Source organism: Pseudomonas sp. TE9122 (assembly GCF_056278925.1).
Window position 1 is genome coordinate 4,297,994 of sequence record NZ_JBWBQI010000001.1, and the last position, 13,887, is coordinate 4,311,880.

A 13,887-nucleotide genomic window follows, 5' to 3' on the forward strand; every position below is an offset into this window, starting at 1 on the left:
CAAACGAAACTGACAATCCTGACAGCCAGCCGTCACCCTGCCGACCGCCTGAGCGGTTTATAACTGGTCAATCTGCCCAAACTCCAGACTTCGGCGCCGCGCATGTCCATCCAGAAAAACAAAATCCTGCTGGCCACTCTCCTGATTCTGCTGGCAGCCGCCGGCCTGTGGTTCGCGCTGAAACCGGCGCCGGCCAAACTGGCTACACCGACTGCCATCCCGGTGCGGGTGGTGACGGTCAGCGCCAAAGACGTGCCGCGCTACACCAGCGGCATCGGCTCGGTGCTCTCGCTGCACAGCGTGGTGGTGCGTTCGCAGATCGACGGCATTCTGACGAAAATTCTGGTCAAGGAAGGCCAACTGGTCAAAGCAGGCGACCTGCTCGCCACCATTGACGACCGCTCGATCCGCGCCAACCTCGACCAGGCCCGGGCGCAGTTGGGCGAGAGTCAGGCGCAGTTGCAGGTAGCGCTGGTCAATCTCAAGCGCTACAAACTGCTCAGCGTCGACGACGGCGTGTCGAAGCAGACCTTCGACCAGCAGCAAGCGCTGGTCAACCAGCTCAAAGCCACGGCACAAGGCAATCAGGCCTCGATCGATGCGGCGCAGGTGCAGCTGTCCTACACGCAGATTCGCTCGCCGGTCACCGGGCGCGTCGGTATTCGTACGGTCGATGAAGGCAACTTCCTGCGCATGACCGACACCCAGGGCCTGTTCACCGTCACGCAGATCGACCCGATCGCCGTCGAGTTCTCCCTGCCGCAGCAGATGCTGCCGACCCTGCAGAGCCTGATCAGCGATCCGCAACGCGCACCGGTCAAGGCGTACATCGGCGCCGACACCGATGGCGAAACCGGCAATCTGCTCGGCGAAGGTCAGCTGACCCTGATCGACAATCAGATCAACGCCAACACCGGCACCATCCGCGCCAAGGCCGAGTTCGCCAATGCCAGCCAGAAGCTCTGGCCGGGTTTGCTGGTGACGGTAAAAATTCAGACCGCTGTGGATAAAGATGCGTTGGCGGTTCCGCCCACCGTCGTACAGCGTGGCCTCGAACAACACTTCGTTTACCGCGTGAAGGGCGACAAGGTCGAGGCAGTGCCGGTACAGATGATTTATCAGGGCAGCGGTCAGGACATCATCAAAGGCGTCAACGCCGGTGACGTACTGGTGACCGACGGCCAGTCGCGGCTCAAGCCGGGGTCGAGCGTGCAAATCATGAGTGAGCCGCCGCAAGTGGTGCAGGGGGAGCCCAAGCCATGAACTCGCATAAAGGCATCTCGACCTGGTGCATCGATCACCCGGTAGCGACGATTTTGCTGACGTTCGCTCTGGTACTGGTCGGCGTAATTGCCTTCCCGCGTTTGCCGATTGCGCCACTGCCGGAAGCGGAGTTTCCTACAATTCAAGTGTCGGCGCAGTTGCCCGGCGCCAGCCCCGACACCATGGCTTCCTCGGTGGCGACGCCGCTGGAGGTGCAATTCAGCGCCATCCCCGGCATGACCCAGATGACCTCGAGCAGCGCGCTGGGCTCAACCCTGCTGACCTTGCAGTTCACTCTCGACAAAAGCATCGACACCGCCGCCCAGGAAGTGCAGGCGGCGATCAATACCGCCGCCGGCAAGTTGCCCAAAGACATGCCGACGCTGCCAACGTGGAAGAAGGTCAACCCGGCCGATAGCCCGGTGCTGATCCTCAGCGTCAGCTCGACGCAAATGCCCGGCACCGAACTCAGCGACCTGGTGGAAACTCTGCTCTCGCGTCAGATCAGCCAGATCGACGGCGTCGGCCAGATCAACATCACCGGTCAGCAACGCCCGGCGATTCGCGTACAAGCTTCGGCGGACAAACTCGCGGCGATTGGCCTGACGCTGGCCGACATTCGGCTGGCGATTCAGCAGACCAGCCTCAACCTGGCCAAAGGTGCGTTGTACGGCGAATCGAGCATCTCGACGCTGTCGACCAACGATCAGTTGTTCCACCCCGAGGACTACAGCCAACTCATCGTTTCCTACAAGGATGGCGCCCCGGTTCACCTGCGCGATGTCGCCAACGTCGTCAACGGTGCGGAAGATGCCTACGTGCAGGCCTGGGCCGGTGATCGACCCGGCGTAAATCTGGTGATTTTCCGCCAGCCCGGCGCCAACATTGTTGAAACCGTTGACCGCATTCAGGCCGCCCTGCCCGGCCTCGAAGCGATGCTGCCGGCCTCGGTGCAGGTGAAAACCCTCATCGACCGCACGCAGACCATCCGCGCCTCGCTGCATGAAGTGGAAATCACTTTGCTGATCGCGATCCTGCTGGTGGTCGCGGTCATGGCGCTGTTCCTGCGCCAGTTATCGGCGACGCTGATTGTCTCGGCGGTACTCGGTGTCTCGCTGATCGCCAGTTTCGCCCTGATGTACGTCCTCGGCTTCAGCCTGAACAACCTGACGCTGGTGGCGATCGTCGTCGCGGTCGGCTTCGTTGTGGACGATGCGATCGTGGTGGTGGAAAACATTCATCGCCATCTCGAGGCCGGTGACGATATGCGCGAGGCGGCGATCAAGGGAGCCGGCGAGATTGGCTTCACCGTCGTTTCGATCAGTTTCTCGCTGGTGGCGGCATTCATTCCGCTGCTGTTCATGGGCGGTGTGGTCGGGCGCCTGTTCAAGGAATTCGCCCTGACCGCGACGTCCACCATCATGATTTCCGTGGTGGTGTCGCTGACGCTGGCGCCAACCCTTGCTGCGCTGTACATGCGCAAACCGGTGCATCACGCCAGCGCCAAACCGGGTTTCAGCGAGCGCTTGCTCGGCTGGTACGAAAAAGGCCTGCGCCGCGCCCTCGATCATCAGAAACTGATGATTGGTGTGTTCGGTCTCTCGCTGGCGCTGACTGTTGCCGGTTACATTTTCATTCCCAAGGGATTTTTCCCGGTGCAGGACACCGGTTTTGTCCTCGGCACCACCGAAGCCGCTGCGGATATTTCCTACGGCGACATGGTGAAAAAACACTTGGCGATGGCCGAAATCGTTGCAGCCGATCCGGCGGTGCAGGCGTTCTCGCACTCGGTGGGTGTTTCAGGCAGCAACCAGACAATCGCCAACGGGCGCTTCTGGATCGCCCTGAAAAAACGTGGCGATCGCGATGTCAGCGCCAGCCAGTTCATCGATCGCATCCGCCCGCAACTGATGAAAGTCCCCGGCATCGTCCTTTATTTGCGCGCCGGGCAGGACATCAACCTCAGCTCCGGCCCTAGCCGTGCGCAGTACCAATACGTACTCAAGAGCAACGACGGCGCGACCCTCGCCACCTGGACCCAGCGCCTGACCGAGAAACTGCGCAGCAACCCGGCGTTTCGCGACATTTCCAACGATCTGCAACTGGGCGGCAGCATCACCCACATCAGCATCGATCGCAGCGCAGCGGCGCGTTTCGGCCTGACGGCAAGCGATGTCGACGAGGCGCTGTACGATGCGTTCGGCCAACGGCAGATCAATGAATTCCAGACTCAGGTCAATCAGTACAACGTGATTCTGGAACTGGATACCAAACAACGCGGCAAGGCCGAAAGCCTCAACTATTTTTACCTGCGCTCACCACTCAGTGGGGAAATGGTGCCGCTCTCGGCGCTGGCCCGATTCGACGCGCCGACCATCGGCCCGCTGTCAATTGCCCATGACGGCATGTTCCCCGCCGCCAATATGTCATTCAACCTCGCCCCCGGCGTGGCATTGGGCGATGCGGTGATTCAGCTCAATCAGGCCAAGGCCGAGATCGGCATGCCCACCGCGATCAGCGGCAATTTCCAGGGCGCGGCGCAGGCGTTCCAGAGTTCGCTGGCCAGCCAGCCATGGCTGATTCTGGCGGCGCTGGTGGCGGTATACATCATTCTCGGCGTGCTTTATGAAAGCTTCGTGCATCCGCTGACGATCATTTCGACCCTGCCGGCAGCAGGCCTCGGCGCGGTGATCATGCTGTGGATCTGCGGCCAGGACTTTTCGATCATGGCGTTGATCGGGCTGGTGCTGCTGATCGGTATCGTCAAGAAGAACGGCATCCTGATGATCGACTTCGCGCTCGAGGCGCAGCGCCAGCGTGGTTTGGCGCCGCAGGAGGCGATTTTCGAAGCGTGCATCACCCGGTTCCGGCCGATCATCATGACCACCCTCGCCGCCCTGCTCGGTGCGTTGCCGCTGATGCTCGGCTACGGCACCGGCGCCGAACTGCGCCAGCCGTTGGGCATTGCCGTGGTCGGCGGTTTGCTGGTCAGCCAGATGCTGACGCTGTTCACCACGCCGGTCATATACTTATGGCTCGAGCGGCTGTTTCACCGGCACTCACACCCACCAGCCCCAACGCCCGCAACGGCACTGGCGACCACAGACTGAGGCGGTCATGCGCGTTCTGATTATCGAAGACGAAGAAAAAACCGCGGACTATCTGCACCGGGGCCTGACCGAACAGGGCTACACCGTGGACCTTGCCCGCGACGGCGTCGAAGGCCTGCATCTGGCACTGGAATGCGACTACGCCGTGATCGTCCTCGACGTCATGCTGCCGGGGCTCGATGGCTTCGGCGTACTGCGCGCATTACGTGCGCGCAAGCAGACCCCGGTGATCATGCTCACCGCCCGCGAGCGCGTCGAAGATCGCATCAAGGGCCTGCGCGACGGCGCCGACGATTACCTCGGCAAACCGTTTTCCTTTCTCGAACTGGTCGCCCGCCTGCAAGCGCTGACCCGGCGCAGCGGCGGCCACGAACCGGTGCAAGTGACCATCGCCGACCTGTGGATCGACCTGATCAGCCGCAAGGCCACCCGCGCCGGCACGCGCTTGGACCTGACGGCGAAAGAATTTTCCCTGCTCAGCGTGCTCGCCCGGCGCCAAGGCGAAATTCTCTCGAAAACCGCCATCGCGGAAATGGTCTGGGACATCAATTTCGACAGTGACGCCAACGTCGTCGAAGTCGCGATCAAACGCCTGCGGGCCAAGCTTGACGGGCCGTTCAACGAAAAACTGCTGCACACCATTCGCGGCATGGGTTATGTGCTGGAGAGCCGTGGTGTCCAGTAACTCGATTGCCTTGCGCCTCAGCGGCATGTTCACGCTGGTGGCGCTAGTGGTGTTTCTGTTGATTGGCGGCGCGCTGTATCAACAGGTCGACAAGGGCTTGGGATTGTTGCCCGAAGCCGAGCTGGATGCGCGGTACAGCGTGCTCGAATCCACCGTCGGGCGTTACGGCACGCCGGAGCATTGGGTAAAGATCAACAACAAGCTCAAACTGCTCGGCGAGGAAGACAAGCGCATCAGTTTCTGGATCAGCAGCGGTGATCCGCGCTACGAATACGGCAATCTCACCCCGCAGATTCGTGCCGCCATCAATGGCCCGTTGGGCATGCACGATCTGCAACTGCCCGATCAACCCTACCCACTGAAAGTGCTGGTCAGTCAGTTCCCGGCCAAGGATCAGCGCCCGCCGTTGCGTTTCATGATCGGCATCGACACCGAGACATTGCATCAGACCCAGCATCACTTGCTCATCGCCCTGATCAGTCTGGCGATTGTCGGTGTACTGTTGGCCTCGGCGCTGGGCTATTGGGTGGCGCGCATTGGTCTGAAACCGCTGATCAAGCTGTCGCAGGAAGCCCAGCGTCTGGCCCCACCACTGCGCGCCGGACGCTTGCGCCTGTCGCCGCTGCCGCCGGAACTGGAGCAGTTTGTCGAATCGTTCAACTCAACTCTGGAACGGGTTGAACTGGCCTATTCGCGGCTGGAATCGTTCAACGCCGACGTAGCCCATGAACTGCGTTCGCCGCTGACCAACCTGATCGGCCAGACCCAGGTCGCACTGACTCGCGGGCGCTCCGCCGAACACTATTTCGAAGTGCTGCAGTCCAATCTCGAAGAGCTGGAGCGACTGCGCTCGATCATCAACGACATGCTGTTTCTGGCCAGCGCCGATCAGGGCAACAAGGCGACCAAACTGACCTCGACGTCACTGGCTGATGAGGTGTCGACGACACTGGACTATCTGGATTTCATTCTTGAGGACGCGCAGGTTGAAGTGCAGGTCAGCGGCGATGCGCAAGTGCAAATCGAGGTCGCGCACCTGCGCCGGGCGCTGATCAATTTGCTCAGCAACGCGGTGCAGCATACCGATCCGGGCCAGGTGATCGAGGTGCGCATCGAGGTTGAAGAACACCAGGTGAGCATTGGCGTGGCCAATCCCGGGACGCCGATTGCCAGCGAGCATCTGCCGAGATTGTTCGAACGGTTTTATCGGGTCGATGCTTCGCGCAGCAACAGCGGCAATAACCACGGCCTGGGGCTGGCGATCGTCAAGGCGATTGCGCTGATGCATGGCGGGGATGTGTTTGTGCGCAGTGACCGGGGCATGAACACCTTTGGCATCCATCTCCCGGTCTGAATGCTCAGCCAAGCCCTGTGGCGAGGGGATTTATCCCCGCTCGGCTGCGCAGCAGTCGCAAATCCTGTGCACAAGGTCCAAGAATCTTTGAGGCTGGAATTCTTGGGGCCGCTTCGCAGCCCAACGGGGATAAATCCCCTCGCCACAGGCCACCATCACGCACAGACCGGGTTGTTACCCGTGCCGATCTTTGCTTTTGCTGTAACAGTCATTTATGAAAATCGCGCTGTTTCCCAACCCCCGGCAACCTTATCTTTGCCCGCACCAAACAGCACTCGCCAAGCGAGAAGGTTTTCAAGATGTCCAACAGTATGGGTATTGCCAGCGCATTCGTTTTGTCCTCATTGATCCTGTCGCCGATGGCGATGGCTGAAGAATCGCAAGCGTTCGTGGCGCACAACGTCGCTCGCGCGCAGGCATTCGATCAGCATCAGGCCGAAGTGATGGCCAAGGCTCAAGACGCGACGCAATCCCCGCAGGCCGCTACTTCCCAGGCTCAAGCGCTCGAGAAAGACAGCTGAGTCGCACCGCGAAAGGTTTCCCTCGACGCGGTTGTTTGGCTCTTCCCGTTCAACCGTCGTCACTCCAGGCCGCTGCCATTCAGCGGCCTTTTTTCGTTGTGGTCTGAAAGCCGTCTGGCGCGTCTGAAAAAACAAGAAACATCAAGCCGCTCATGAACCAGAGCGGCCCGCTGACCCAAGGAGCTCCACCGCACGTGTTTTACCCTGCCCGCCTCACCCCGCTGTTCATTGCAATTGCCGCAACGATTGCTCCCGCCGCCCACGCCGACGAGCCCGCTGAACAAGGTTTCGTCGAAGGCTCAAGCCTCAGCCTCAATGCCCGCAACTACTACATGAATCGCAACCGCTTGCAGAAAGCGGACGACAACATTGAATGGGGGCAAGGTTTTCTCGGGGTTTTCGAATCGGGTTATACCGAAGGCACGGTCGGCTTCGGCGTCGATGCTCATGCCATGCTCGGCTTGAAACTCGATGGCGGAGGCGGTACCGACGGTTCGAGCATCCTGCCGATCAGCGACGGCAACGGCAAAGCGCCGGGCTCGTTTTCAACCGCCGGCGGGACCCTGAAGCTGCGAGCATTCGATACCGAACTGAAGGCCGGTGACCTGTTCCTCACCAACCCGGTGATTGCCGGCGGCGACACGCGGATGCTGCCGCAGACCTTTCGTGGCATCAGCCTGAGTAACCGCAGCTTCGACGGCTGGCTGATCGAAGGTGGCCAGGCCAGTTTCACCAAGCCGTATAACCAGAGCGGTCATACCCGAATCGGCACGTCCTACGGCACGCTGGCCGATGGCGATGACAGCCAACACTTGAACTGGGCCGGAGTGGCCTGGAGCGGCGTTGAAGGCCTGACGAGCAGCCTTTACGCGTCCGAGCTCAAGGACATCTGGAACCAGTACTACTACGACCTGGATTACACTTGGCACTTGAACGATCTGGTCAGCCTCAACCCGGGCCTGCACTTCTATCACACGCAAGACACCGGTGATGCGTTGCTCGGCGATATCGACAACAACACTTGGAGCCTGCACTTCACCGTTGGCGTCGGTCATCACAGCGTTACCGCCGCCTTTCAGCGGGTCAACGGTAATACGCCGTTCGACTACATCAGCCAGGGCGACAGCGTTTATCTAGACAACTCGCAGCAGTATTCGGACTTCAACGGTCCGAACGAACGCTCCTGGAAGCTCAAGTACGCTTACGACTTCACTGGCCTCGGCATGCCCGGATTGACCTCGGCGCTGTCCTATTCGCGCGGCACGGTGGACCTGACCAAAGCCGACCCGAACAGCGCAGGCTATTCCAGCTGGTACAGCGCCGACGGCCATAACGCCAAGCATTGGGAACGCGACATCGATTTGCAGTACGTCGTGCAAAGCGGCCAGGCCAAGGATCTCGCGGTGCGCCTGCAATGGGCCACCAACCGTGGCGGCAACGGCTACGGCGCGATTGATTCGGATACAGATGAATACCGCGTGATCATCGACTACCCGGTCAACCTCTTCTAAGATCGGCGCTGCGTTTTTCAGATCCTGTGATCTACCCTGTGGGAGCGAGCCTGCTCGCGAAAGCTGATTGTCAGTCAACATCTGTGTTGAATGACACACCGCTTTCGCGAGCAGGCTCGCTCCCACAGGTTCGTCCGGCGTCAGCCCAACTAAGCTTATGAAACCACTTCAACCGGCTCCCCATCATGATCGCCAGCCGCACGCCTTCCATCACAGGCCTTACCGGTCGCCCCGAGCGCCTGCTGATACTCGGCAGCCTGCTGACCGTGATTGCGATGGTGTGCATCGTCACCTTCCTGTTGATCCGCGAGTACGCCAGTGCGCAGGAAGTCGCGACGCGCCGCGCCACGACCATTGCGCAATTGATCGACGCCGATGTGCTGCGCACCGTCGAGCTGTACGACCTGACGCTGCAAGGCCTGATCGCCGCCGCTCAGCGTGACGACCTGCAGAACGTCTCGCCGCAGATCCGTCATCTGGCACTGTTCGATCGCTCTGCCACCGCGCGTTTCAAGGGCGACATCCTCCTGCTCGACAAGCATGGCGAGGTGATCGCCGACTCCTCGCGCATCGAACCGAAACCGGGCAATTTCGCCGACCGCGATTATTTCCTCGCCCATGCGTTCAACCGTGACATGGGCATGTTCATCAGCCGCCCGTTCAAGACCCGTTGCGATTGCGAAGAGGCCGATCAGTGGCGGATCAGCTTCAGCCGGCGCATCTCCTCGCAGACCGGTGAATTCCTCGGCGTAGCGGTGGCGTCGCTGAAACTCGACTACTTCGACGACCTGTTCAAAAGCCTCGACATCGGCACCGACAGCACACTGAACATCATCAACAGCGATGGCGTGCTGCTCGCGCAGAAGCCCTATTTGCAAAGCGATTCGGTCGGCAAGAGTTTCGGCAACCGGCCCAACGTCGTGCGGATTCTCAACGATCGCGATGGCAGCGGCAGTTTCACCAGTACCTCGAGCATGGATAAACAACGCCGGCTCTATACCTACTCGCGGGTGGGCAATCTGCCGTTGACGGTGATGGTCGCGCTGTCCAGCGAGGAGGTGTTCGGCACTTGGCGGCGCACGGCGATCCTGATCAGCGGCGCCACCGGCGTGTTGTGCCTGGGGCTGTTGTGGCTGACCTGGCTGCTCGCTCGGGAACTGCGTTTGCGCCATCGCGCCGAACGCGAACTGGCGCAACTGGCTGCCACCGATGATCTGACCGGCGTTGCCAACCGACGCATGCTCGACCAGACCCTGCGCCACGAATGGTTCCGCGCGCAGCGCTCCGGCCAGCCGCTGTCGGTGATGATGATCGATGCTGACCACTTCAAGGCCTTCAATGACCGCCATGGCCATCAGGCTGGGGATCAGGTGTTGCGCGAACTGGCCAAGGTAATCACCGCGAACGTGCGGCGCCCGGCGGATCTGGTCGCGAGGTATGGCGGTGAAGAGTTTTCGGTGATTCTCGCCGAAACCGACAGCGCCGGGGCGCAGCAGATCGCCGAGCAGATTCGCCAGGCTGTGGAAAACTTGCCCTGGGTTGAAGGCGCTGAGCGGGCGATGACCGTGAGTATCGGCATCGCCACATGGACGACGGCGAGCGAGATGACCCTGGAGCAGTTGCTGTTTGCGGCGGACAAGGCGCTGTATCAGGCCAAGGAAGGCGGGCGCAATCGCGTTGTAGTGTCAATTTAAAGTCAAAAGATCGCAGCCTTCGGCAGCTCCTACATCTGAAATGCGGTATCCCTGTAGGAGCTGCCGAAGGCTGCGATCTTTTGCTTTTGAAAGGGCATAAAAAAAGGCCATCCGAGGATGGCCTTCAAAAAACTAGAGAGGTTTTTTACTTACACCGCCGCAACCGGGCGCATGTAAGAGATTGGTGCGGTGCTGGCGTCTTCGAACGTCACCACTTCCCAAGCATCTGTCTGCTCAATCAATTTGCGCAGCAGCTGGTTGTTCAGTGCATGACCGGACTTGAAGCCTTTGAACTCACCAATCAGGCTGTTGCCCAGCAGGTACAGGTCGCCAATCGCATCGAGGATCTTGTGCTTCACGAATTCGTCTTCATAACGAAGACCGTCTTCGTTCAACACGCCATCAGCGTCGACCACGATCGCGTTTTCCACGCTGCCGCCGAGTGCGAGGTTGTGCTTGCGCAGGTACTCGATGTCACTCATGAAACCAAAGGTACGGGCGCGGCTGACTTCTTTTACGAACGAAGTGCTGGAAAAATCCACGCTTGCACTCTGGGTGCGGTCCCGGAATACCGGGTGATCGAAATCGATCTCGAAGCTCACCTTGAAGCCTTCGAAAGGGACGAAAGTGGCGCGCTTGTCGCCGTCTTCCACTGTCACTTCACGCAGGATGCGGATGAATTTCTTGGCGGCGTCCTGTTCTTCCAGGCCTGCCGATTGAATCAGGAATACGAAGGGTCCAGCGCTGCCATCCATGATCGGGACTTCGGACGCGGAGAGCTCGACGTAGGCGTTATCGATGCCCAGGCCAGCCATGGCCGAGAGCAAGTGCTCTACCGTGTCCACTTTGACGTCGCCATTGATCAGCGTCGTCGACATAGTGGTTTCACCGACGTTTTCCGCGCGGGCAGGAATCTGCACCACAGGGTCGAGGTCAGCGCGACAAAACACAATGCCAGTGTCGACAGGCGCAGGCTTGAGGGTCAGATAGACCTTCTCGCCGGAATGCAGGCCTACACCTGTGGCACGGATAATATTTTTCAGTGTGCGTTGTTTAATCATGGCTTGGGCCGCTTCAGCGCAAATTGCGAACTGGTATCAACAAAGGCTGGCGATGATAGCAGACCATGCCTTTGCTGAACACCAATCACCTTCATAGCCCTGATACATTCCATCAATCGGCCTGACGACGCAGGAATGCCGGAATGTCCAGGTAATCCAGGTCATCCTGCGGATTCATCTTCGCGGCAGCCGCAGCACCGGCCTGAGCCTGGTTGCGCATGACGGTCGGACGGTCCAGATCACGGTAGTTCACCGCTGGCTGCTCCTGACGGGCCGGAGCCGGTTGTTGCACCTGCGCCGAGGCCATGGAGGTGTGAACGGTGTTGTCGATGACCTTTACAGGCTTCTCGATTTTCGCGCCCAGACCGGTGGCAACTACGGTTACGTGCAGCTCGTCGCGCATGTCCGGATCGATGACGGTACCGACCTTGACCATCGCGTGCTCGGAAGCGAAGGCTTCGATGATCGAACCCACGTCGGAGTACTCACCCAGGGACAGGTCAGGACCGGCGGTGATGTTCACCAGAATGCCGCGCGCGCCTTGCAGGTTGACGTCTTCCAGCAGCGGGTTGCGGATTGCCGCTTCGGTAGCTTCACGTGCACGGTTCGGACCGCTGGCGCAGCCAGTACCCATCATCGCCATGCCCATTTCGCTCATCACGGTGCGTACGTCGGCGAAGTCGACGTTGATCATGCCCGGACGCTTGATGATGTCGGAGATACCGCGAACGGCACCGGCAAGAACATCGTCAGCCTTGGCGAAAGCCGACAAGAGGCTTGCGTCTTTGCCGAGGATGGTAAGCAGTTTTTCGTTCGGAATGGTGATCAGCGAGTCGACGCTTTCCGAAAGCATGCGAATGCCTTCGTCGGCAATCTGCATACGCTTGCGGCCTTCGAACGGGAACGGACGCGTCACGACCGCAACGGTCAGGATGCCCATTTCCTTGGCCACTTCGGCGATGATCGGCGCTGCACCGGTACCGGTACCGCCGCCCATGCCGGTGGTGATGAACACCATGTTGGTGCCGGCCAGCACTTCAGCGATGCGCTCACGGTCTTCCAGAGCGGCTTGACGGCCGACTTCAGGATTGGCGCCGGCACCCAGGCCCTTGGTCACGCCGGTGCCCAGTTGCAGGATGGTCCGCGCGCCGATGTTTTTCAGCGCTTGAGCATCGGTGTTGGCGCAGATGAACTCAACGCCTTCGATGTTGCTCTTGACCATGTGATTGACAGCGTTGCCGCCGCCACCGCCGACACCGATAACTTTGATTACCGGGCTTGCGGGGATGTTGTCTACGAGTTCGAACATTTTCCCTCTCCTTACATTCTCTAGTTTTTTCGCCTACTGCTGTTTGTTGCGGTGTATCTACTGCAGTTGCTTGCCGCTTGAAGCTTGTCGCTCCAAGCTGCTTTTTTAAAAATTGCCCTGAACCCACTTTTTCAGTCGGTCCAGCAGCGGCGCCTGAGGCTCTTCGCTGCTGTAGCTGTCGCGGCTGCCGATGCCGGAGAACGAAACTCCATCGGACTGCTTTTGCAGGCCGTACATCAACAAGCCGACGCCAGTGGAATAAATCGGGTTGCGCACCACGTCATCCAGACCTTTCACGCCATGCGGTACACCGAGGCGCACCGGCATGTGGAAGATTTCTTCGGCCAGTTCAGTGGCGCCTTCCATTTTCGACGTACCGCCGGTGAGCACGATGCCCGCCGGGATCAGGTCTTCGTAGCCGCTGCGACGCAGCTCGGCCTGGATCAGGGTGAACAGTTCGTCGTAACGCGGCTCGACCACTTCGGCCAAGGCCTGACGCGACAGCTCACGCGGTGGACGGTCGCCAACGCTCGGCACCTTGATGGTTTCACCGGCACCGGCCAGTTTGGCCAGGGCGCAGGCATAACGGATCTTGATCTCTTCGGCGTACTGGGTCGGGGTGCGCAACGCCATGGCGATGTCGTTGGTCACTTGATCACCGGCAATCGGGATCACCGCGGTGTGACGGATCGCGCCTTCGGTGAAGATCGCGATGTCGGTGGTGCCGCCGCCGATGTCGACCAGGCACACGCCCAGTTCTTTCTCGTCGTCGGTCAGCACCGAGTAGGCCGAGGCCAGTTGCTCGAGAATGATGTCGTCGATTTCCAGACCGCAGCGACGCACGCATTTTTCAATGTTCTGAGCAGCGTTGACGGCGCAGGTGACCACGTGAACCTTGGCTTCCAGACGCACGCCGGACATGCCCAGCGGCTCGCGCACGCCTTCCTGGTTATCGATCACGTAATCCTGCGGCAGGGTGTGCAGCACGCGCTGGTCAGCCGGGATCGCTACGGCCTGAGCGGCGTCGAGCACACGCTCAAGGTCGGCCGAGCTGACTTCGCGATCACGGATCGCGACGATGCCGTGGGAGTTCAGGCTGCGGATGTGATTGCCCGCAACGCCGACGAACGCCGAGTGAATGCGGCAGCCGGCCATCAGTTGGGCTTCTTCGATCGCGCGCTGGATCGACTGCACGGTGGATTCGATGTTGACCACCACGCCCTTCTTCAGGCCGCGGGACGGATGCGTGCCGATCCCGACGATTTCCAGCTGGCCGTCGTCCGCGACCTCGCCTACCAGCGCCACCACTTTGGAGGTGCCGATATCCAGACCGACGATCATTTTGCCGCTTTGCACGTTTGCCATGGGTCCTGCCTCTT

The 13,887-nt window shown here is 60.3% G+C and carries 10 protein-coding genes; 7 read left to right on the forward strand and 3 right to left on the reverse strand.

Going from position 1 to position 13,887, the window contains the following annotated elements; genetic code table 11:
* Positions 1-102: 102 nt before the first annotated feature.
* From ACZ9BE_RS19300 to ACZ9BE_RS19330, 7 genes are all read left to right on the forward strand, one after another.
* Positions 103-1,263, forward strand: coding sequence for an efflux RND transporter periplasmic adaptor subunit (locus ACZ9BE_RS19300; RefSeq protein WP_476249826.1), 1,161 nt, complete (start codon positions 103-105; stop codon positions 1,261-1,263).
* Positions 1,260-4,373, forward strand: a complete 3,114-nt coding sequence (locus tag ACZ9BE_RS19305; RefSeq protein ID WP_476249827.1) for a multidrug efflux RND transporter permease subunit — start codon at positions 1,260-1,262, stop codon at positions 4,371-4,373. The genes ACZ9BE_RS19300 and ACZ9BE_RS19305 overlap by 4 nt, the downstream gene beginning before the upstream one ends.
* Positions 4,374-4,380: 7 nt before the next feature.
* Positions 4,381-5,058, forward strand: coding sequence for a heavy metal response regulator transcription factor (locus tag ACZ9BE_RS19310; RefSeq protein WP_016773287.1), 678 nt, complete (start codon positions 4,381-4,383; stop codon positions 5,056-5,058).
* Positions 5,048-6,412, forward strand: a complete 1,365-nt coding sequence (locus ACZ9BE_RS19315; RefSeq protein ID WP_423665217.1) for a heavy metal sensor histidine kinase — start codon at positions 5,048-5,050, stop codon at positions 6,410-6,412. The genes ACZ9BE_RS19310 and ACZ9BE_RS19315 overlap by 11 nt, the downstream gene beginning before the upstream one ends.
* Before the next feature lie 299 nt (positions 6,413-6,711).
* The gene (locus ACZ9BE_RS19320) at positions 6,712-6,933 is read left to right on the forward strand and encodes a hypothetical protein (protein ID WP_016773285.1); all 222 of its coding nucleotides are present in this window, start codon (positions 6,712-6,714) and stop codon (positions 6,931-6,933) included.
* A gap of 152 nt (positions 6,934-7,085) precedes the next feature.
* Complete coding sequence (locus tag ACZ9BE_RS19325; RefSeq protein WP_476249828.1) at positions 7,086-8,444, forward strand: OprD family porin; 1,359 nt, start codon at positions 7,086-7,088, stop codon at positions 8,442-8,444.
* A 185-nt stretch (positions 8,445-8,629) separates the two neighbouring features.
* Positions 8,630-10,138, forward strand: coding sequence for a sensor domain-containing diguanylate cyclase (locus ACZ9BE_RS19330; protein ID WP_460142335.1), 1,509 nt, complete (start codon positions 8,630-8,632; stop codon positions 10,136-10,138).
* Positions 10,139-10,287: 149 nt separating this feature from the next.
* Here ACZ9BE_RS19330 and lpxC read toward each other — a convergent pair whose 3' ends face one another.
* The 3 genes from lpxC to ftsA form a co-directional block, all read right to left on the reverse strand.
* Positions 10,288-11,199, reverse strand: coding sequence for a UDP-3-O-acyl-N-acetylglucosamine deacetylase (gene lpxC, locus ACZ9BE_RS19335; RefSeq protein WP_007916984.1), 912 nt, complete (start codon positions 11,197-11,199; stop codon positions 10,288-10,290).
* Between the two features lie 112 nt (positions 11,200-11,311).
* Positions 11,312-12,508: a cell division protein FtsZ gene (gene ftsZ, locus ACZ9BE_RS19340; protein WP_016773283.1), complete on the reverse strand. Its 1,197-nt coding sequence runs from the start codon at positions 12,506-12,508 to the stop codon at positions 11,312-11,314.
* 105 nt (positions 12,509-12,613) lie between these two features.
* Entirely contained in the window at positions 12,614-13,873 is a 1,260-nt protein-coding gene (ftsA, locus tag ACZ9BE_RS19345) for a cell division protein FtsA (protein WP_016773282.1), read from the reverse strand.
* Between the last annotated feature and the right edge of the window lie 14 nt (positions 13,874-13,887).